Source organism: Paenibacillus thiaminolyticus, from assembly GCF_003591545.1.
Taxonomy (GTDB): Bacteria; Bacillota; Bacilli; order Paenibacillales; family Paenibacillaceae; genus Paenibacillus_B; species Paenibacillus_B thiaminolyticus_A.
The window spans coordinates 64,596-87,736 of record NZ_QYZD01000007.1 but is presented as its reverse complement, the minus strand read 5'-3'; the positions used below and the strand labels follow the sequence as shown (position 1 = coordinate 87,736).

General features: G+C 56.2%; 7 protein-coding genes. All 7 read left to right on the top strand.

Features of this window, described 5'->3' with window-relative positions; genetic code table 11:
- Positions 1-21: 21 nt before the first annotated feature.
- Positions 22-3,018, top strand: coding sequence for a salicylate synthase (locus tag DQX05_RS32820; RefSeq protein ID WP_119793288.1), 2,997 nt, complete (start codon positions 22-24; stop codon positions 3,016-3,018).
- Between the two features lie 31 nt (positions 3,019-3,049).
- Entirely contained in the window at positions 3,050-12,112 is a 9,063-nt protein-coding gene (locus tag DQX05_RS10400; protein WP_119793286.1) for a non-ribosomal peptide synthetase, read from the top strand.
- Positions 12,113-12,133: 21 nt separating this feature from the next.
- A complete protein-coding gene (locus tag DQX05_RS10395; RefSeq protein WP_119793284.1) occupies positions 12,134-13,255 on the top strand; it encodes a saccharopine dehydrogenase family protein in 1,122 nt (373 codons plus the stop codon).
- Positions 13,256-13,258: 3 nt separating this feature from the next.
- Positions 13,259-15,574, top strand: coding sequence for a bifunctional Gfo/Idh/MocA family oxidoreductase/class I SAM-dependent methyltransferase (locus tag DQX05_RS10390; protein ID WP_119793283.1), 2,316 nt, complete (start codon positions 13,259-13,261; stop codon positions 15,572-15,574).
- On the top strand, positions 15,546-16,289 hold the full coding sequence (locus DQX05_RS10385) for a VOC family protein (protein ID WP_119793281.1): 744 nt from the start codon (positions 15,546-15,548) through the stop codon (positions 16,287-16,289). Before DQX05_RS10390 ends, DQX05_RS10385 begins: the two co-directional genes overlap by 29 nt.
- 34 nt (positions 16,290-16,323) lie before the next feature.
- Positions 16,324-21,840 carry a non-ribosomal peptide synthetase gene (locus DQX05_RS10380; protein WP_119793279.1) on the top strand — a complete coding sequence of 1,839 codons (5,517 nt, stop codon included), beginning with the start codon at positions 16,324-16,326 and terminating at the stop codon, positions 21,838-21,840.
- Between the two features lie 255 nt (positions 21,841-22,095).
- Positions 22,096-23,127 carry a copper amine oxidase N-terminal domain-containing protein gene (locus DQX05_RS10375; protein ID WP_119793278.1) on the top strand — a complete coding sequence of 344 codons (1,032 nt, stop codon included), beginning with the start codon at positions 22,096-22,098 and terminating at the stop codon, positions 23,125-23,127.
- Positions 23,128-23,141: the final 14 nt, after the last annotated feature.

Below are 23,141 nucleotides of genomic sequence, written 5' to 3'. Positions count from 1 at the left end.
AGAATACGAGGAGTGGATCGAATGTTGGAGATGAAGGAATGTGCTGAGCGCTCGGCAAGTAAATACGAAGATCTGGGTTATTGGGAGCCGTTCACGCTTGGACAACAATTGAGAAGATGGGCTGAAGCTTATCAAGACAGCGTTGCGCTTGTCGAAGACGATGCAAGGCTTACCTATAAGGAGCTTGACCGCAAAGCCGATGAACTGGCTTCCGGCTTTTACAATATGGGCATCAAGAAAGGCGATCATGTGGTTGTACAGTTGCCGAACCGCATCTCTTTCGTCGTCGCCTGCTTTGCCCTGTTTCGCATCGGGGCCCTGCCGATTCTCGCATTGCCCGTCCACAGGGAGACGGAGCTGGACGGTATTTTTAAGCTCGTGAAACCGGTCGCGTATATCATTCCCGATGTGTTTCACGGTTTCGACTACAGGCCCATGGCGGAGCGAATGGTTCACAAACATCCTTCCGTCCGCTTAGTAATTACCGACGGTGTAAGTGAAAGCGGAATTCGCCTCGCCGATATCGGCATACCTCCAGTGGAGATGGAACCCCCTTCCTACCGGGACACTGCTCTGTTGCTCTTGTCCGGGGGAACAACAGGGATACCGAAGCTGATTCCGAGAACGCATGCCGATTACGCATATAATGCCAAAGCCGCTGCGACGCGCTGCGAGCTGAATCAGCAAAGTGTCTATCTTGCCGTTCTCCCGGTTGCCCACAACTTTCCTCTTTGCTGCCCCGGCATCCTAGGAACATTGTCGGCCGGCGGCAAGGTTGTCATGTGCCACACGACAAGCTGCGATGAAGCTTTTCCGCTGATCGAGAAAGAGAAGGTGACCATTACCGCGCTTGTGCCCGCCCTCGTCAATCTATGGCTTGAAGTTCTCGGGTGGGATAATTCCAGCGACATCTCAAGTCTTGAAGTCCTCCAGGTGGGAGGGGCGATGTTGGAGGAAGATGTGGCGAAGCGCATCCTTCCGGAGATGAAGTGCAAGCTTCAGCAGGTTTTCGGCATGGCGGAAGGTCTCATATGCTGCACATCCCTTGATGATCCCGATCCCATCATTCATAGCTGCCAGGGACGTCCGATATCGGACGATGATGAGATCAGATTGGTTGACGAAGAGGGAAACGAAGTCCCGGAAGGCGAATTCGGCGAGCTGCTTGTCAGAGGCCCTTATACCATCAGCGGTTACTATAGGGCGCCCGAACAGAATCGGAAAGCTTTTACGCCCGACGGGTTTTACCGCTCCGGGGACCGGGCGAGAATTACGGCGGACGGCAATATCCAGATTGGCGGACGCATCAAAGAGCAAATCAACCGGGCAGGCGAAAAGATCGTGCCCGCGGAAGTCGAGTCCTGGCTGCTGGCACACCCGGAAATTAAAGACGCCGTCTTGATCGGCCTTCCCGATGAAAGGCTTGGAGAAAGAAGCTGCGCCTGTGTGATGACGGGAGGCAAAGAAATCGGTTTGGCGGATATCCACCGTTTTCTTCAGGACAAGGGAGTGGCGCGCTATAAAATGCCCGATCAAATCGAATTTTTTGATTCTTGGCCGCTTACCAGCGTCGGCAAAATCAATAAAGCGAAATTGAAAGACCTGGTTGCAGGATCGGAGCGCAAAGCGGAAGACAACCGGACAGTCTACCTGGAAGAAACATTCGGTTTCAGGGGGGACGCTCATATGGCTGCGGCACAAGTGATCGAGTCCGGTTTGTACGAGAACTATGTCCTTTACGAAAACGGGGACGAATTGTCTTTGGGCCTGGGCATCCACGCCATGGTAACCGTCGTTCCCGAGTACACGACAGTGAACACAGCCGCAGAAACGCTGCAATTTGTAAACCGGACCTTGAGTGAAAACATGGAGAGCGCCTTCTCGTCTGTTTTGGTTGAGAACTGGCGCGCTTACGGAATCGCCAATTTCGGGCTGTCCCGTTATCATTACGGCCTGCCGCTTTTGTCCGAAGACGCGTGCCTGCTGAAGCTGTTTATCCCGGAGATTGAACTGAGATTTGAGAAAGGCTCGCTTCTGCTGAGAGCTTTGGATAAGGGGCGATTCGAAGAGGTTGGAACACTGCTGGGGCAGATTGGGAATCACGCTCAAGACCAAGGGTTAGAAAAGCGTTTTGCGGGCCGAGCGGACCAAGCGAAGCCGGAGTTCCCGGAGGTACATACGCATCATGCCGAAGCCTACATGAAGGTGGTGGAGGCGGCCGTGGAAGAGATTCGACAGCGCCAATATCAAAAAGTGATCTTATCCAGAAAAATCCCGCTCCATCGAGAACTTGATATGGTTGCCAGCTATTTGGCGGGAAGAAAGGTCAACACTCCCGCGAGATCTTTTCTGCTGTGTCTTGACGGCTTGCATGCGGCTGGGTTCAGTCCGGAAACGGTTGTCGAAGTCGATTCTCAAGGTTGGGTGAGCACGTTCCCGCTGGCAGGAACGCGTTCCAAGGGATGCGGTACAGAAGAGGAAAACAAGCTCAGAGAGGAATTGATGAACGACCCGAAAGAGATTGCGGAGCATGCCGTTTCCGTCAAGCTGGCGCAAGAAGAGATGCGGCGAATTTGCGAGGCCGGGACAATTACCGTGCATGATTTTATGTCGGTGGCCAGCAGGGGAACGGTTCAGCATATCGCTTCGAGGTTACAAGGGAAGCTGAAGCCCGATTGCCATGCATGGCACGCGTTTCATGCTCTGTTCCCTGCGGTTACGGCTTCTGGCATTCCCAAAGAAGAATCTATCGATGCCATAGGAAGATTCGAGACAGAACCTCGAAATCTTTACAGCGGCTGCGTGCTGACTTTTGACAGCAATGGCGCCATGGATGCCGCGCTTGTGCTGCGGACGATTTTTCAGAAAGAAAAGAACGCATGGCTTCAAGCCGGGGCAGGCATCGTGGAGATGTCCGTGCCGTCCAGAGAACTGGAAGAGACGCGTGAAAAATTGAGCAGTTTTTCCAGGGAGTTGATCGTCCGCAGTGGGAAAAAGGAAGCCGATGAGAAAGGATAAGTTTCAATTATTAGGGAAAGGGGATGCTGTGATGACTCAATCTTTGCTCCATATCTCGGCGATGAGCTGTGAAGAATTGCGGACTCAAATCAAGATGTTGCTGCCCGCACCGGTCGAGTTCGACGATGATCAGAACTTGATCGAGCTTGGCCTGGATTCTCTGCAAATGATGAGGATGGTGAGCCAATGGCGGCGCGCCGGCTCGTCAATCACATTTGCCGAACTGATCGCCTCGCCGCGCCTGATCGACTGGTGGCCTTTACTGCAAAAGAGCCCTAATGAAGCTTCGCCAGTGAAGGAGCGCGTGAAGGAGATTGAAGAGAGTGGGCCCGAGGAAGGACCTTTCCCGCTTACCGATGTGCAATACGCTTATTGGATCGGACGGCGCGACGATCAGCCGTTGGGCGGAGTCGGATGTCACGCGTATTTGGAGATTGACGGTACAGGCGTCGAGCCTTGGCGCCTGGAATCGGCCTGGGGACAATTGCTTGCCCATCATGCCATGCTTCGGGCCCGGTTTTTGGCGGATGGACGGCAGGAGGTGCTGGATGCTCCTGTTATCCACACGCTGGCCGTACAGGATTTGCGGCTTTGTCCGGAGGACGAGCTTGCAAGCGAGTTGATGCAGATACGCGACCGGTTGTCGCATCGGCGTTTGGATGTGGAGAAGGGGGAGGTTGCCGGCATCGAGCTGAGCTTGCTGCCGGAAGGCCGCACCCGGCTGCATTTCGATATTGATTTGCTCGTTGCCGATGTGCAAAGCTTGAATATTATTTTACGGGATTTGGCCGCTGCCTATGCCCGCGGTTCCAAGCCCGCGGCGCCTGAAGACTGGAGCTTTGCCGACTATCTGCGCCGGGAAGCGTCGAGACGAGCGGAAGACAAACAAAGAGCCGCCGAATATTGGACAGAGCGTTTGCCAACGCTCCCGGCTGCACCCGACTTGCCGTTGAAGGCAAGGCCGGAAACTGTAACATCGCCTGTCTTTAAGAGAAGAAGCTATGTTGTGAATAAAGCGGACTGGGAGCTTGTGCAAAAACGGGCGGCAGTTTGCCAAGTCACGCCGGCGATGGTGCTCTTAACCGCTTATGCAGAAGTGCTTGACCGGTGGAGCGCCAATTCGCAGTTCCTTATTAACGTCCCGCTGTTTGACCGCCAAACCGGGGAAGCCGGAATTGAGGATGCCGTCGCCGATTTTACCAATCTGCTTTTGCTCGCGGTGGACTGCGGTTCCCGGCAATCCTTTGTGGAACGGGTGCGAAGCGTTCAGGCGCAATTTCATCAGGATGTGGCGCATGCGGCCTATTCCGGCGTGCAGCTTCAACGCGATCTGGCCCGTGTCCGCCCAGGGGAACGAGACTTTGCGCCTGTCGTGTTCGCATGCAATCTGGGCACCCCCCTGATCAGCGGCGAATGCCGTCAAGCATTAGGAGAACTCGTTTATATGATTTCGCAGACCCCCCAGGTATGGCTTGATTTTCAGATATACGAAAGGGACGGGGGCTTGTTGCTAGCTTGGGATGCCGTCGACGAATTGTTCCCCGACGGCATGGTCGAACGGATGTTGGCGGCGTACGCCGAATTGATCGAATGGCTGGCGGAGGAGCACAACGACTGGCAAGCTTCGCCGGATGCGCTTTGGGCTGCGAAGCCTCCAAGACAGGAGCATGATCTTGAAGGGCTGCATCCACAGCAGACTCAATGTCTGCACGCTTCCTTTTTTGAGCGTGCCGCGGCGAATCCGGGACAAACCGCGCTTATAGACAGCCGCTCACATACGTTCTGTTCGTATGGCGACCTGTCCGACTACGCATTGCGGGTGGCGGCAGTCCTCATAGAAAAGGGGATAAGGGAGGGCGAGCCTGTCGCCGTCACGCTGCCGCGCGGAATCGAACAAGTCGCTGCCGTGTTCGGTATAATGGCCGCCGGGGCATGCTATGTGCCGATCGGCGCCGATCAGCCATCCGCCCGCCGCGCCAGGATTCATCAGCAAGCGGGAATCCGTTACGTGCTTACCCATCATGACCTTGTTGATGCCGTGGAATGGCCGGCCGATGCCGTCGTGCTGTCGATCGCCGATGCGGCGAACGCCATTCCGCTAACGGAACCCGTTTGCCTGTCTCCAGAGCGTTTGGCCTACATTATCTTTACTTCAGGCTCCACAGGAGAACCCAAAGGGGTCGAAATCAGTCATTCCGGGGCATGGAACACCGTGTCGGACATCAACCGGCGGTATCAAGTCGGCTGTACCGACAGGATTTTGGCTGTATCCTCCCTCGAATTCGATCTTTCCGTTTACGACATCTTCGGGTTGCTGAGCGCGGGAGGCTCGCTGGTGCTGCTGTCGGAAGAGACGCGCCGGGATGCGGGCCATTGGTTGTATCTCTTGGACAAGTATCAGGTCACGATCTGGAATTCCGTCCCAGTTCTGCTCGATATGCTGTTGGTGGCTGCCGAGAGCGCACGGCAAAGCCTGTCGTCCCTGCGCCTTGCTCTGCTGTCCGGCGACTGGATCGGCCTGGAACTGCCGCCGCGGCTGAACAAAGCGGCCGAACATAGCCGCCTTGTCGCCTTGGGGGGAGCCACGGAAGCTTCCATCTGGTCTAACTGTTTTGATGTTGCGTTGCCGCTGCCTGCGGATTGGACGTCGATTCCGTACGGCCGTCCGCTCTCCAACCAGACGTATCGGATTGTTGACGACAAGGGACGGGATTGCCCCGACTGGGTAGCCGGAGAGCTGTGGATCGGCGGAGCCGGCGTAGCTCAAGGGTATCGGGGAGATTCCCGGCTGAGCGCGGAGCGTTTTGTCGAATGGAAGGAATCGCGTTGGTATCGAACCGGCGATCAGGGGCGGTATTGGCCGGATGGCAATATTGAGTTTCTGGGCCGCAAAGACTCCCAGGTCAAAATCAGGGGGCACCGCATTGAGCTTGGTGAGATTGAAACGGCATTGAAGCGGCACCCGGGCGTACGCGACGCTGTCGTCGTGGCGACGGGCGATCCACGGGGAACGAGGCATCTCGCGGGATATGTGGTTCCCGACCCGGACAACGATTCGTCCTTATTTGAGATCGAAAGCGCGGATCCGGAGAAGGCCAGAACCTTGTGGAATGGGATAGCGGATGGGGGTCGCAAACAGTCTCGGCAAGGGTTGCCGCCAAAGATGGAGCCCGAGCAGTTTTCCGGATTTTGGGATGATATGGAACGCTTGAGCGTAGGTCATATTGGCCTAACGCTTAGAAAGATGGGCGTTTTCCTCCGAACAGGGGAGAAGCATACGCTCGATTCGTTAATGAATCATAGCGGCATTCAGCCTCGTTATCGGGAACTGGTGCGTCAGTGGCTTAACATTCTGGAAGGCGAAGGGGTGTTGTTCAAAGACGGCACGGGCGCCTGGATCAGCACTCGAATGCTGCCGGCTGACGTGTCTGAACCAGGGCAGGAAAACAAGGCTTTATCCGGATGGGAACCCCATTCGCAAAGTCTTTTGCGGTATGTGCGGCAGATCGGTCAGTTCGACGCCGGCTTGTTGACAGGCGATGTCGACCCGCTAGAGCTGTTCTTCTCCGATCGCGCCTTGTTTCCGGACACTTTGATGCGGTCCATGCCGGGCTTCGACTATCGCAACAGCATCGCCAGACGACTGCTGGAAATAACGGTTCAAGACCGAGCCGGACGTCAACCGGTACGGATTCTGGAAATCGGCGCAAGAAGCGGCGAGCTGAGCAATTTCATGTTGTCGGTGCTTACGCCCGACGAGGTCGTCTACACGTGCACCGACCCTTCCGCCTACTTTCTCAGCTTGGCGCAACACAAATGGGACCATGGCTCGTTCATCGAGCACCGGCTGCTGGACATCGACCGGCATCCGCAATATCAAGGGTTTCATGCCCATAGCTACGACATCGTGATCGCAGCCGATTCCTTGCATCGTTCCCGGAATATCGGCAAAGCTCTGGAGCATGTCCAATCTCTTCTGGCGCCGGGGGGCCTGCTGTTATTGCTGGAAATGACCCGCAACAGCCGGTTGCAGCAGATAAGCACCGGCTATCTTGAGGATGGCTTTACCCGTTTCGAAGATGAAAGAAGGGAGACCCATCTGCCGCTCCTGTCGGCGGATAGATGGCTGCATCTGTTGAAGTCTGGAAAGTTTGCGGAAGCGGCCGCTTTCCCGGAGCAAGACGATCCGGCCAGCATCTATGGACAGCATGTTATTGCAGCCCGGGCGCCGGATCGCGTCAAACACTTCAAGCCGGACACGCTGCCCGATTATTTGAGACGGAACCTGCCCGACTACATGGTTCCTCCCATTATTCTTCCTGTGGATAAGCTGCCGCTTACGGCAAACGGCAAGGTTGACCGGCAGGCGCTGCCTGTTCCCGCTCACCAGACATCGGCGGCAGGGGACAAAACCTTTACGGCTCCGTGTACGCCCATCGAACGGGAGCTTGCGGCGATGTGGAGCCGTATTCTTGATGCGGAGCCGATCGGGATGACCGACAACTTCTTCGAATTGGGAGGGGATTCCTTACTCGCGATCAAACTGGGCGCTATGGCGCGCGAAAAGTTTGAGGTCGAGCTTTCATTGGGAAGTGTTTTCGAAAGGCCGACCATCGCCCAACTGGCCGAACGTGTTCAGGCGCTTATCCAGGAGAAAGAGCGAGGCAGCGATTCTATTGTCCGCTTGCCTGACATCGTCCCGGCTCCGGAAGAGCGAAATCTTCCTTTTCCTTTGACCGATATTCAGCAAGCCTATTGGGTCGGCCGGAGCGGTGTTTATTCCTTGGGCAACGTATCCACACACTGCTATTTTGAGCTTGAGGGGACAGACCTGGATTTGGAGCGGATCAATCGAGCCTGGCAGCGTCTGATCGATCATCACGACATGATGAGGGCTGTGATCCTGCCCGACGGTCAGCGTCAGCAAATCTTGGCGCATGTACCGCCCTATCGAATTGCAGTCGCGGATTTGCGGGGGATGGATTCCGAAGCTGCCGAGGCCGAACTGAATCGGGTTCGGGATGAAATGTCCCACCAGGTTCTGTCGATTGGCGAATGGCCTTTGTTCGATGTTCGGGCATCGGTTTTTGGCGAGAAGCAGGTTCGGCTTCATATCAGCTTCGATAACTTGCTGTTCGACGGTTGGAGTATGTTTCACCTCCTCAGCGAATGGAACCGGCTCTATCATGATCCGGACGCCCGTCTGAGCTCCTTGGACTTGTCCTTCCGGGATTACGTTTTGGCTCTGGAACGGCTCAAGGAATCGGATTTATATGAACGTGATCGGGAGTATTGGTCTCACCGTCTGTCCGATTTGCCGCCGGCCCCGGAACTGCCTCTGGCGCAAAATCCGGAATCTTTGGCCCGGCAGCGGTTCATCCGTGCGGATTCCAGTCTGGATCGCGCAACATGGCGGCAGCTCAAGAAGCGGACGGCGGAGGCGGGATTGACTCCTTCGGGCGTTCTGCTCGCCGCCTATGCCGAAACGCTCGCAGTGTGGAGCAGGCGGCCCCGGTTTACGATCAATCTGACCCAATTCAACCGGTTGCCGCTCCATCCGGAGGTTCAGGATATCGTAGGCGATTTTACTTCGCTTACTTTGCTGGCCGTGGATCATTCATTAGGGGCGACCTTTCTGGAGCGGGCCCGGAATGTGCAGCAGCAGCTGTGGCGGGATCTGGATCATCCCTGTGTCGGAGGGGTGCAGGTACAGCGTGAACTGGCCAAAAAAACCGGAGCCTATCATGGCGGGGCGATGCCGGTCGTATTTACGAGCGCTCTGGGTGTCGACGAGTTGGGCGGATCCGGCGGCAAGTGGCTGGGCAAGCTTGTCTACAACATTACGCAGACGCCGCAAGTGTGGCTGGATCATCAGGTCGTGGAACAGGACGGAGAATTGCTCCTGATCTGGGACGCCGTAGAGGAACTGTTTCCACAGAGACTCCTTGACGATATGCTTGAAGCCTATTGTCAGTTGCTCCGGCGACTGGCGGAGGAAGAGCCGGCATGGCGAATCGAAAAGCCGAATCTTGTTGCGGTACCCCGGCTCGAACGAAGAATGGAGGCGAACCGTACGGATGCGCCCGTATCCCCGGATACGCTCGATTGTTTATTTGCCAGACAAGCGGCCATGCAGCCGGATCGCCCGGCCGTGATTGGTTCTGGCCGCACCTTGACCTACGAGGAGTTGAGGCTTCGTTCCGACGCTGTGGGACATCTGTTGCGTGCCAAAGGGGCCCAGCCCCATTCGTTGGTTGCGGTGATCATGGAGAAAGGCTGGGAACAGGTTGTCGGCGCGCTCGGCATTCTGAAGTCCGGTGCTGCCTACCTGCCTGTCGATCCGTCCCATCCGGAGGAGAGGCGTTGTCAGCTGTTGCGCGACGGCAACGTCGGCGTCGTTCTGACCCAGTCCTGGCTGGACGAGCAGCTTGGCTGGCCCGAAGGGATCGAGCGGTTGTATGTCGATCATATCGCGCCAAGCGCAGGCGATCTCGATCGGCCGAACGGGTCGACGAACCCGGACGATTTGGCTTACGTCATTTATACCTCCGGTTCGACTGGCGTTCCCAAAGGGGTTATGATCGACCACCGGGGCGCGGTCAACACCATTCTGGATGTGAACAAGCGTTTTTCCGTCGAGCCGGAGGACCGGGTACTCGCCTTGTCCAACTTGAACTTCGATCTTTCGGTATATGATATTTTCGGCATGCTGGCGGCGGGAGCCGCGGTCGTCATGCCTGAAGCGGATCGGACGAGAGATCCGGCTTGCTGGCTTGAGTGGATGAGACGAGAGCGTATCACGGTGTGGAACACGGTTCCGGCCTTGATACAGATGTTGTTGGAGTATGCTTCCGGAAGCGGCGAGAAGCTGCCCCAATCTCTTCGATTGGTGCTGCTCAGTGGCGACTGGATTCCGCTGGATTTGCCGGACAAGATCAAGGCTCATGTTAACGGCGTTCAAGTGATCGGTCTGGGAGGGGCTACGGAGGCGTCGATCTGGTCCAACCTGTACCCGATCAGGGAAGTCGACCCGGATTGGCGAAGCATTCCGTATGGCCGTCCGATGACGAATCAGCGCTATTATGTGCTCAATGAATGGATGGGGGATTGCCCCGTCTGGGTGCCCGGCCAGCTGTATATCGGCGGAATCGGCCTGGCCGAAGGCTATTGGAACGACGAAGCCAGAACGAACGAAAGGTTTGTCCTTCATCCGCGCACAGGCGAGCGGCTCTATTGTACGGGCGATTTGGGGCGTTATCTGCCGAACGGAGATATCGAGTTTCTTGGACGAGAGGACTTTCAGGTCAAAATCCGGGGCCATCGGATCGAGCTGGGCGAGATTGAAGCGGCGCTGAAGCGCCATGACGGGGTGAAAGACGCCGCCGTCGGCGTGACGGGCGAACCGTCCAGTAATAGGCAGTTGGTGGGTTATGTGGTCCCGAGCGATGCCGAAGGCTCGGATTGGTTTGACATCGAGCGTGCAGACTCTGCGATCTGTGCGGCGCGTTGGCAGGCCATCGGCGCCTCCGCTCAACGGCAGGCGTCGCAGCTCCCGGACACCGTCGACGTTGAGGAGATCTCGGCTTTTACGGATTATACCGACCGTGTAAGCTTGGCGGTCATTTGCAATACGTTGAACAGCTTAGGCATGTTCGCTCAGGAAGGGGAGAGCTTTACCCTTGACGAACTGATGCGCCGTTATCGGCTGCATCCCCGTTACCAGTCGCTGATCGGCCACTGGATGGATGTATTGGCAGAGGAGGGGCTGCTGCAAAAAAACAAGGAAGGTCTCTTGTTGAACCGTTGTCTATTACGCGATGCACAGTCCGGCCTGCTCGATGGCGAACATAATCGGTTCCCTGGCATAGCGGATAAAGCGCGGGCGTTACAAGAATGTTTCCGTCGCGGGCAAGCGTCGTTGATCGGTCTGCTGAGAGGCGAGATCGATCCGCTCGAGCTTTACCTTGCCGAAGATTCCTTTTTCACGCCGGAAGCGTTGAGCGGGTTCAATCTGGCCCGGGAGTATTACATCAATCTGGCCTGCGAGATGTTCCGCACGATTGTAAATGCTTATCCTTCGGACAAAGAGATTCGGGTGCTGGAAATCGGAACGAGGGCGGGAGGTTTGGCGGACACCCTTGCGCCCTTATGCGCGGGCCGGGGACGCTATATATATGCCGATGAGTCCTCTTTCTTTACGGATCAGGCAAGGAAGAACCAGGGCCAATCGGATTCGATGGAATACCGTCTATTCGATATGAACAAAAAACCGCTTCAGCAAGGATTTCAGCCCCACGAGTTCGATGTGATTGTTGCGGATAATACGCTGCACCGTGCAAAAAATGTGGACAAGACACTGGAGCATCTGAAGGAAATGCTGGCGCCCGGCGGATATCTGATCTTCATTGAAGCGACCAACAATAACCGGCTGATGCTGGCCACTGTCGGATTTTTCGAGGATGGCTTCAGCCATCTTGAAGATGAGAGACAGGAGAGCCGCCTTCCCTTGCTCGCGGCGGAACAATGGCGCAAGGTTGTAATGGAGAAGGCATTTTCAAAGGTGATGGTCTTGCCAGAAAGCAGCCGCGCCGCGGACGTATTCGGCCAGCGCTTGATCGTGGCGCAAGCTCCCGAAGAGGTGAGAAGATTCAAGCTGGCAAAGCTATCCGACGCCTTGCGGCGCAAGCTGCCTGATTACATGGTGCCGGCAACGTATGTGTTGCAGGAGGAACTGCCTTTATCATCCAACGGGAAGGTGGACAGACAGGCGCTGGCGGCGTTAGCGAAGGCGGGCGAGAGGCCGGCGGACAAGACGCGCGTTGCGCCGGCAACCGAGCTTCAGGCAAAGATCGCAAGCGTCTGGGAAGAGGTGCTCGGCTGCAAGCAGGTGGGAATCGATGACGATTTTTACGAGTTGGGCGGCGACTCCTTGCGCGCAATCCAATGTATCAATTTTCTGAAGGAGCGGTGCCGCATCGACTTGTCTTTGCAAGATCTTTTCGAGGCTCCCAATATTGGCATACTTGCCCGGCTTATCGAGACGAAAGAAAGAGAGTCGGATCAAGCGGCGGGCTATGAAGAGGGCTCGATTTGATTCAAGAAGGAGACGATTACGGTGGAGAAAAAAATGATCGGAATTCTGGGAGCCTCCGGAAAAGTAGGCGGAGGAGCGGTGGAAACGATTCTTGCTTCAACCGATTTCCCTATGGTGCTTGGGGGACGAAATCTCGAAAAGCTGCGTGCGCAATACCGGCATGCTGAATCCAGAATCGACTTCATGTACGCGGATATTTACGACAGCGATTCGCTTCACCGCTTTTGTGGAAAATGCGCTATTGTCGTCAATTGTGCGGGTCCTTCGAAGCAAATATTGGGGCGGGTTGCGGCAGCTTCCATTAAGCATCGCGCTCATTACGTGGATGTCTCAGGAGACGAGAATTTGTACAATCGATTATGGAACAGCAGGCGGGAAATCGAAGAGAAAAAGCTGTCGTGTATGGTCTCGGCCGGGGTGTACCCCGGCTTGTCCGAGATATTCCCGGCTTACATTGCGGAAACCTGTTTTGATGATGTCGATTCGCTCGAATTGTTTTTTGCGGGGAATGGCGATTTTTCGTTCAATGCGGCGTATGACATCGTCTGCAGCATTCAGGAAGATACCGGACTTGGGATGACTTACTGCAACAACGGCGAGATAAGCAGAATGGATCGCCCGTGTCACCGAAGCTACCGATTGCCTTCCCCTGCGGGCGAGCGGGACACGTACCCCATCCTGCACTATGAATTTCTGGCGGCGGCCCGAATCTATCGTTTTCAATCGGCCTTGTTTTACAACACCTACGAGGACAAGTCCATCCTGAACAAGTTCGTGATGATCAAAGCGCTGGAGCAGTATAAAACGGAAGAGCAGAAGCAGGTGTCCGCCAGGATGCTGGCCGAACAATTCGGCGCACCTAAGCAACAAGCGAATGAATACACCATGTTTCATCTGCTCGCCGCCGGCCGCAAAGACGGCAAGCCGCTGCGGCTGGCGTCCACTTTGCTGTACAACAAGGATTGGAACACGCTGTCTGGAATTGTAGCGGCCAATGCCGCTAGGCTCATAATGGAGGACGAGGGAAGGATGCCGGGATGTTATTTCGCGGTGGAAGGAGTATCTCCGGTAAAAATGATGAATTTGCTGGGTGAGTGGAACGTTGATCTTACTCATACCTTTACGGAAGTCGGACAGGGGTGAAATATGAACGGAAATAGAAGGTTGCGGACCGTGGTATGCGGCTCCAGATTCGGGCAGTTCTATCTCGAGGCTGTAAAGGCGCTTCCGGACCGGTTTGAACTTGTTGGTTTATTGGGCAAAGGAAGCGAACGCTCTAAGCAATGCGCCGAGCGCTACGGGATTCCTCTATACACAGAGGCCGATCAGCTTCCCGATAACATCGATCTCGCTTGCGTTGTCTTGCGATCCGGAGTCATGGGCGGCAGCGGCACCGAGTTGTCGCTCAAGCTGCTGGCGCGCGGAATTCACGTGCTCCAGGAACAACCGGTTCATCACAAGGACTTGGCGGCTTGTCTGAGAGTGGCGCGGCACAACGGAGTTCATTATTTGACAGGCGATTTGTACGTGCATTTGCCCGCAGTGCGCAGTTTTATCGCTGGCGCCAACGCCTTGCTGGGGCAGCAGCAGGCGCTATACATCGACGCGGCCTGTGCCACACAGGTTTCTTACCCGATGATGCATATTTTAGCGGAAGCATTGCCGTCCGTTCGTCCATGGAAGATCAACCATGTGATCAAGGACGAGGGGCCGTTTCAAGTGGTAAGCGGAGTGATCGGGAACATTCCGCTTACGCTGAGGGCCCATAATGAAGTCGACCCCGATGATCCGGACAATTTTCTGCACTTGCTGCATAGCTTGACGATCGGTGCCCCTAGCGGAAGCTTGTCGCTCATCGATACTCATGGTCCTGTCATCTGGCGTCCCCGACTGCACGTTCCAGATGTTCAGGACATTCCCGGCAAGCTGACGGCGGGTGCGCCGGCGCATCTGCTTGAACACAGCGCGCAAATGTTGGGTCCGGCATCCGTTGCCAGCTATAGGGACATTCTCCTGCAACAGTGGCCGCGCGCGATCGGCCGTGATCTGCTGGCGATGAGAGACATGATTCAAGGAAATGCCGCTGTGGACACAAGAGCGCAGCAGGAGCTATTGTGCTCCCGCCAGTGGCAAGATTTGACCCAAGCGTTGGGATACCCGGTCTTGCGGAACCACCGCGGCCACCAGCCGCTATCGGTTGAACGGTTACAGGAAGCGGTCTCCCAAATGATGGGAGCTGATCATGAACGCGTGGACAGGCCGTCTCCTCCCACGGCGGAAAGCCATCTGTCCGCTTGCGGGGAAGAGGCCGCGATGGGAATCCAGGACTTGGATGCCGGGCAGGTGATCCAATGCGTCGAACGTCTGGATGCGGCGGCTCTCTCATCTATGCTGTTCGCGCTTCAATCGCAGGGAACGCTGACAACGCCGGATCATGAATACAGCGAGGCAGACATTCTCGCTGCCGCGAAGGTGGCGTCCCGGCATCGGCAGCTCATCGTCCGTTGGCTTCAGATTCTTGCGGAACGCGGATACTTAATCAAGCGCCAGGATTGCTTTCTGGGTACGGCCCCGATAACACAGGACATGGTGGAGCAACGTTGGAAGTCTGCGATGGAAGCATGGAGCGGCACACTGGGCTCCCGCAAAATTATTGATTACCTCATGACCAACGCCGCGCAGCTTCCGCAGCTCATGAGCGGCGAACAGCAGGCGGCGCTGCTGCTGTTCCCCGAGGGACGCATGGACATCGCACATTCACTATATCGCGATTCCGCAGTGTCGCGTTATCTGAATCAGTCGGTTGCCGATGCTGTGATGCGTATTGCCGCCGCCAAGCAGGCCGTGAGCGACACGTTGCCTTCAGAGGAAGGTTTCTTGCGAATCCTGGAAATCGGCGCCGGCACAGGGGCGACTACGGATGCGGTCGTTTGCAGCTTGAAGGCCGCGATTTCGAACCGTCAGCAACCGGATTACCTGTTTACGGACATCAGCCACTTTTTTATTGCGGCAGCCCGTGAGCGATACCAAGATTGCCCTTGGATGCGATATCAAATTGTCGATATCGACCAAAACCTGTTTGCGCAAGGTTTGAAGCAGGAAAGCGTCGATATCGTGATTGCGGCGGGGATGCTGAACAACGCGCGCGATACGGATCGAGTGATACAGAGTCTCATGAAGTGCCTCGTTCCAGGGGGAATGATGCTCATCACAGAGCCTGTCGGAGAATTTACGGAAATGCTGATTTCGCAAGCGTTTATGATGACCCGTCCGGAAGATGACAGAAAAAACACGAACACCACCTTCATGTCCGTCCAGCAGTGGCTCGACGTATTCCGCCGGGCTGCTGCCCAGGAAGTGACGGCCCTTCCGGATGAAGCTCATCCGCTTGCCCCTCTCGGACAAAAACTGTTTACAGTGAGGAAGGGAAAAGATGCTGAAGTGCAGCCACATTTTGTGTAAGGTGAACAATATTTCCGACGTTGTTCGGGATTATGAGGCGGAAGGATTTTCGATCCAATGGGGCAGTTCGCCGGAGCGGGCGCTTAACGCCTTGTTGTGGTTTGAGAAAGGACCGTTTATTGAATTTTTTCAAATACCGAAGCCATTGACATTTCTTATTCCGCCGCTTGGATTGATATACGGACGGGCCGCAGGAAAACGATGGGCTTACTGGTCTAAATGTTCCGAAGGCTGGTGCGATGTTGCGATGGAGCCGGAAGAACGAACAAGTGAGGCGTCTCATGGGCCGGGAACAGACCGGATAAGGGATCTGGAAGCGGTCAAATCGGCCGTCAACCAGGCGGGGATATCAACGTCGCGAATGATCCATGGCGGAAGAACCCGACCGGACGGATTGAAAGTGAAATATAGTCTTTTTGCGCCGGAGCCAATCGGCTTGCCGTTTGTCGTCTCCGCTTACGATCCGCCCCAGCGTCCGGAGAGAATTGAACATCCGAACGGAGCATCCGGGGTGGAATCGGTAAAAATGGGGGTTCCCGATGACCGTCTTCATTCGTTTCAGTTTCTTGCAAAAGAAGACAAGTGGCTGAAAGCCGTCTCTTCGCCCAGAACGGGAGTGCTTGAGGTATGCCTTTCCGGCTTGACAAAAACGCTGGATCCAAGCCGCCTGCATGGCGCGGTCTTTACAACTGCCAAGGAAACATTTCATTCATGAGCGGCCGGCTCGCAAAAAACAGGAGGGATCGATGATGCCGCAACATCTTAAAACCAACGGTGCAGAACTGCTGGCGCGGCTCCGCCAGGCGGGAATGTCGGTATGGGAGGAGGAGGGGAGCCTGCGCTACAGAGCACCCAAAGGAGTGCTTACGGATCGCGATGTGCAGGCCTTGAAAGACAATAAAGAGGCACTGCTGGATATCTTGCGCGCAGAGTCGCGGGCAGCGGCCGTTACACCCGATCCGGTGTCCCGGTTTGAACCTTTTCCGCTTACCGATGTGCAGTCCGCTTATTTTTTGGGGCGCCGCGAGTTGATGGATTATGGGGGGGTAGCTTGCCATATCTACATGGAATTATACTATCCTGACCTCGCCCCCGAACGGACGGAGACGGCTTGGAATCGGCTCGTTGACCGCCACGACATGCTTCGGGCGACAATTGATCAGAACGGACAGCAGCGAGTCATGCAGAACGCTCCGAAGCTGAACGTGACGTACACCGATCTAAGAGAATGGGAGCGGCGAGAGGCGGAAGCTAGGCTTGCTGCAATTCGGGATGACATGAGTCATCGTAAGTACGATACGAATCGGTGGCCTTTATTCAATATTGGCGTGACCCGAACGGGCGATCACGCGATCCTGCATGTTTCCATGGATTTTCTTGTCGCCGATTGGGCCAGCATTTGGCTGCTTTTGTCTGAGTTTGAAACACTGTACAACGAGCCGGGGCGGCGCTTGCCCGATCTTCCGCTCCGCTTCCGCGACTATTTGCTCGCGGAACGCGGCTTGAAGGAGACGCCCGCTTATGCCCGGGACAAGGACTACTGGCTTGGCCGGATTGACGCCTTGCCTCCGGCGCCGGATCTGCCTTTGGCGAGACAACCGGTCACCGACGGACCGGCGCGCTTTCGGCGCCGCTCTCTTCATCTGGACAAGACGGCCTGGGAAGGGCTCAAGCAGCGAGCGCAAAAGCAGGGTTTGACGCCGACCGCTGCCGTGATGGCCGCTTACGGCGCCGTCCTCGAGAGATGGAGCCGCAGCCGGCAGTTCTGTCTCAATCTGACGATGCTGAACCGGTTGCCGCTGCATCCCCAGGTTCACGCTATTGTCGGCGATTTTACATCGGTTAATTTGCTGGCTGTAGATTGGGACGCGGAGAAATCGTTTATTGAGCGTGCAAGAGCTTTACAGAAACAGCTGTTCGAGGATTTGGATCACCGCCTGTTCTCCGGGGTGGAGGTGATGCGGGAGGTTGCGCGCAGGCGCGGCAGGGAAGCCGCTTTGATGCCGGTGGTGTTTACCAGCGCCATCGGTCTTGTCGAACCGGCCCATCAACTGACAGGCAAAATTGACGGGTACGGCATCAGCCAAACGCCGCAAGTCTTCATCGATTGCCAGGCGATGGACAGCCCGGACGGACTGCAGGTCAATTGGGATGTGCGGGAAGGCGTCTTCCCCGACCAAATGGTCGACGATATGTTCGACTGCTTTGAGGAATTGCTGCGTTCACTTGCTGATTCACATCGAAGCTGGGATTCAGTTGAATCCGCGGCATTGCCTGGCTGGCAGATGGCGGAACGACAGCGGATCAACGCTACGGACGCGCCAGTGCCCGATCGCCCATTGCATGAGCCGGTGCTGGCGCAAGCGGCCGCAACCCCGGATCGCACGGCCATTATCGATAGCGGAGGCCAGGTGACGTACGGAGAGTTGGCCCGTCGGGCCGCTGCGGTGGCGGAACAATTAAAAGCGTCGGGTTGCGCCGTCGAGGAGCGGGTTGCAGTTGTGATGGATAAATGCGCGCACCAGGCAGCGGGGGTACTTGGGGCTTTGTGGGCGGGAGCCGTCTATGTCCCGATTGATCCGAAGCAGCCCGAGCTTCGCCGAATGGCGATGCTGGAGCAAGCAAATATACGGTTTATCTTGACATGCTCAGCGACTTGCCTGATGTGGCCCGACGGCGTGACAACGATCGAAGTGGATCGGCTCAAGCCGCTTCCGGAGCATGCGCCGCAGTACGGCGGAGACCCGGATCGGCCCGCATACGTCATCTATACTTCCGGTTCCACCGGTCAGCCGAAGGGCGTCGTGATCACCCACCGCGCTGCCGCCAATACCATTGCGGATATCAATCGGCGTTTCGGCGTCAGCCAGGGCGACAGCGTGTTGGGACTTGCGCAATTGGGCTTTGATTTGTCCGTCTATGACATCTTCGGTCCGCTTTCCGCAGGAGGCACATTAGTGTATCCGAGCCATGACAGAATGACCGACCCGTCGCATTGGGCGGAACTGATGGTCAACCATGAAGTCACGGTGTGGAATTCCGTGCCGGCGTTGATGCAGATGCTGGTCGATTATTTGGAATCTGAGCCTCGCATTGCCCTGCCGCGGCTTCGTCTGGCTCTGCTGTCAGGAGACTGGATTCCGCTTGCCCTGCCGGACCGGCTTGGCCGCCGTTTGCCCGCTGTGCAGGCCGTCAGTCTGGGCGGCGCTACGGAAGCATCCATTTGGTCGATCTATCACGTCTATAAGGGGCTTCAACCCGACTGGCAAAGCATCCCTTACGGGCGGCCGCTAGCCAACCAGGGATTTCGGGTGCTGGACTCCCGAATGCGCGATTGTCCGGTATGGGTAACCGGGGAGCTGTACATTACCGGACACGGTTTGGCCGAGGGATATTTGGGCGATATCGAAACGACGCAACGGCGCTTTTTCCCTCATCCCGTGGACGGACAACGGCTGTATCGCACCGGCGACTTGGGACGTTACCTGCCCGGCGGCGACATTGAGTTTCTTGGCCGCGAGGATCATCAGGTCAAAATACGGGGACATCGGATCGAGTTGGGCGATATCGAGTCGACGCTGCTGAAGCACCCTGCGGTTGCGGCAGCCGGGGTTGTGATGACGGAAGGTGCGGGCGAGGATAAAACGTTGCTCGGCGTCGTGGAGCTTGCCCGCAAGAAGGAGCGGAATAAAGCGGCGGAACAATCTGAATTTGACCGGCTGATCGAGGGCTTTGACGAGCCGGACGGCACTGTGGCCGCCCGGCTTGACGAAGCGGAAATCGAAGCGGCGGCGGAACGTCTTGATACAGCCGTTCATCACTCGATGTTGGATGCGCTGTTCAAGCTGGGACTGTTTGCCGACGATGAGATGTACTCGATGACAGAGATGTTGCAGCGTGCCGGAATCGCTCCTCAATTTCACTGGGTTGCTCAACGCTGGCTCGCCAAGCTGACGAAAGCTGGATTGCTGATGGAGCACCCTGGCGGCCATTACCGTTGTTCGCATAAGCCGGACGAGGGCCAGTTGTCCCGATATTGGGAACAGGCCGAGGCATCTTGGACGAATAAGCTGAGCTCTTCGGGATTCATGGATTATGTTCGAAGCAATGCCGAACGGTTGCCGGAGCTGCTAAGCGGGCGGCAAGATCCGGTTGCGCTGCTTTTTCCAGACGGCAAGCTTGACCTTGTCCGTTCCTTATACGTTGATCATCTCATGGCGGGCTATCTCAACCGTTGCATTTGCAGGCTTCTAACACACATAGCCGAGAACCATTCGGGAAGACCGCTGCGGATCTTAGAGGTTGGAGCCGGTACGGGGGCAACGACGGAAAAAGTATTGAGCGCTTTGGAAGGCTTCGACGTGGAGTATGTATTTACGGATGTTTCCTCGTTCTTTATTCCGGGGGCTAGAAACCGGTTCGGACAATATCCGGGAATACGGTTCGGCCTTTTCGATGTGGATCAGGATTACCGGGTGCAAGGACTAGCGCCGAACAGCTTTGATGTTGTACTTGCGGCCGGGGTATTGGAGAACGCCCGCGATATTCCGTCCAGCTTGGACCGGTTGACGGAACTGGTGTGTCCCGGCGGATGGCTCGTGTTTACGGAACCGACAGCGGAGCATGCTTGGATTCTGGCTTCGCAGGCGTTTATGATGACGGAACCGGGCGATCGTCTGCGGATGGAGACTTCTTACCTGAACCGGGACGGTTGGATGCGGCTGTTGCAGGAATATGGAGATGATCCGATTCTGTCCTTGCCTGAAGAGAAGCACAAGCTTTCCGTTTTGGGCTTTCACCTGTTTGCGAGGCGCATGAAACAGGACAGGATCCCGGCCAGTGCGCCGGAGCTTGCGGATTTTCTCTCGCTGCGTTTACCCGCCCATATGCTGCCGTCCCAACTGCAGATTGCAGACGCGCTGCCGCTTACGGGCAACGGCAAGATCGATCGGAGCGAGCTGGCGGCATGGCGTCCGAGACTGGCGATGGAGATGGCAGCCGCCGGCAGCGGCGAGGAAAGCTCGGATGCGCTGGAAGCCGAGCTTGCGACAGTATGGGCGAGAGCGTTGAGCATTCCCGGTATCGGCAGATCGCAAAGCTTTTACGATTTGGGGGCCGATTCGCTCATTATGGCGCAGGTGGCAGGCCAACTGCGCGACGAGTTCGCCAAGGATCCTTCGCAAGGTGAAATTCCATATGACGCTTTGCTCCGGCAAATGTTGAATTACCCCACTGTCGCCGCATTGGCGGAATTTATCCGTTCCCACGGCCAGGAGAAGGAGCGTGCGTTTGACGGTCCATCGCCAGATTGGCAAGGCGGGTCAAGCAATGCAGTGCTTAGTCCATATGGAGGCGGGGAGACCGGTCCGCTCCGGGTTGTTTTCCATGCGGGTCTGGGAACGATGAATTGTTTTCGTTTGCTTGTGGAGCATTTAAAAACTCAAAATTTGGGGCCTGTCGTCGGGATATCCGTGGCCGATGCCGAGAACTACTGCGCGTACGAGCCTTCCGGATTGATTGAGCATATTGCCGATGATTACGCCGGACGTCTGTTGGAAAGCGGACATAAGCGCATGCAGCTTATCGGTTATTGCCTGGGCGGATTAATCGCTATTGAAGTGGCAAGACGCCTGGTTGAGAAAGGGGTTCATGTGGCGGATCTCGTGTTGATCGACAGTCACCCGGTGCTTTTCGATATCGACGATGACCTTGTCATCGAGTCGTTGTTTGTTCCCAATTTGAATATTTCCATCCAGCACACCGGTTTTGGCGATGTAGATCCAGATGATCTCGTGCGAGGGTTATTGCATATTTTCGAAAGTAACAACAGAAGCGTACCCGAAGGTTCTTCATGCACGATTGGGGGAGATGCCGGGCTGGACAAAGCGGGAGAACTCTTTTGCCGTCTGGCGGCGGTCAGCAGGAGAGATCGATTCGCGGCTTATGTCCAGGCGATAGCGACAGCAACCGGAGAGGAAATGCCGGTCGATATGGCGGAGGGAATGTTCAAGATGTACCGCCAAAGCTTTAAGGCGGCCCGGTTTACCCCTCCTCCTTATATGGGAAATATTCGTTTTTTACTGGCAGCTGAGCCGTTCAGTTTTTTACCGGGCACGGAAGAAATGACGCTCGATTTTTGGCGGGATATTTGTCTTGGAGATTTTGAAGTGACAGAAATTGCGGGAAATCACTTTAGTTGCATTGAAGCAGAGCCCCATGCGAGAGAACTGGCCAAGCTGATATCGGCGCCGCTCATCCGCAATTGAACGCGTGGCTATCCTGTAAGCCGGGACTGGCTGAAGGATAGCCATTTACTGTTTACGGTTCGAACTTGCGCGGGGTGTTTTTTCGAATCATGATCGGCCCTTCCAAATCACCCATTCCATATCGCCATGGCTAGACATTTTCCCCAATTCTTCGCCGGGTGCAGCATCGGGAAGAAGGATTCAGTCGAATGAATAGCGAATCCCTTACATAGAAGCACGACCAGGACCTACATCGATGCGAGAGGAGCAGGAAAGATGCGCAAATGGATGCTAGCCGGATTATGTCTGGTCATCGGGTTGGGAGTCCAATTATTGGCGGGGCCGGGGAACGCGGAGGCAGCCGGCAAGACGGCGGCCGGCGGGAAGGCGACCAATGTGTACATGAACGGATTTCAGCTAACGGAATGGAGATGGGAGCGCAATTACATCATGGTTCCGTTGTTTGCTTTTGATGATTACAGTTACTTCGGCAACTCGAACGACCAGGAGATTACGTACAAATGGGACGCGGCAACCAAGACGGTATGGGTATATTCCAAGGGCAAGTCGAATGCCGTGAAGCTGGTCGCGGATAAGACGGCCGCTTGGGTGAATGGTACAGAAGTGGAGCTGGCGGCTCCGGTCAAAATCATTGACGGCCACACGTATGTGCCGCTCCGCTTCGTGAGCGAGGCGCTGGGCGGCGAGGTGGAGTGGAACAACAGCACGCGTACGGCTATTATCCGGACGCCGGAACGGGTGCGGCGGGATGAGGTGCTGCGCACCGGAGGGCTGGAGGATGCGCGCAAGGAAGCCTTGCTGCTGCCCTTCGTCTTCCCGAACCGGGAGCTGCCGTATCGCGCCGAAGGCTTCGAGGTCCAGATCGAATTCCCGGAAGGAGAAGCTTTGCGCTACTACTCTACGGTGAAGGATGTGAAGAGCTACATCGCCGTGAATGAGGACGGGCTGGCGGAAGTGTTATGGCAGGGACGGACGACAGCCAATCCGGATATCTATCTGGAGGAGAGTGGAACCCGGCCCGAAGGGGAGGCGTTGCTGATCTATTTTCAGCATACGTTCCCGGTTCAGGACACGGTCAAATACGGCAAGATCGACAAGGACGGCAAGGCGACCGAGCTGGGAACCTTCGAAGTCAAGCGATCGCTCCGGACCTCCGCGGATGCGGTGACAGCCATTGCCGGCGAGAAGCGGAAGGATGCGGCGGCTGCCGAGGGCAGCGGCCCCACCTCGAGCAAGACTGGAGCCAAGAGCGGGAGCAAAGCTGCCAACAACGCCAATAGCCAATAAAAATGAAAGCAAAA

Excerpts from the sequence above, each read along its gene's own strand:
- DQX05_RS10390 (WP_119793283.1), top strand. The coding sequence starts at position 13,259 with ATGAACGGAAATAGAAGGTTGCGGACCGTGGTATGCGGCTCCAGATTC.
- DQX05_RS10375 (WP_119793278.1), top strand. The coding sequence starts at position 22,096 with ATGCGCAAATGGATGCTAGCCGGATTATGTCTGGTCATCGGGTTGGGA.
- DQX05_RS32820 (WP_119793288.1), top strand. The coding sequence starts at position 22 with ATGTTGGAGATGAAGGAATGTGCTGAGCGCTCGGCAAGTAAATACGAA.
- DQX05_RS10380 (WP_119793279.1), top strand. The coding sequence starts at position 16,324 with ATGCCGCAACATCTTAAAACCAACGGTGCAGAACTGCTGGCGCGGCTC.
- DQX05_RS10385 (WP_119793281.1), top strand. The coding sequence starts at position 15,546 with ATGCTGAAGTGCAGCCACATTTTGTGTAAGGTGAACAATATTTCCGAC.
- DQX05_RS10400 (WP_119793286.1), top strand. The coding sequence starts at position 3,050 with ATGACTCAATCTTTGCTCCATATCTCGGCGATGAGCTGTGAAGAATTG.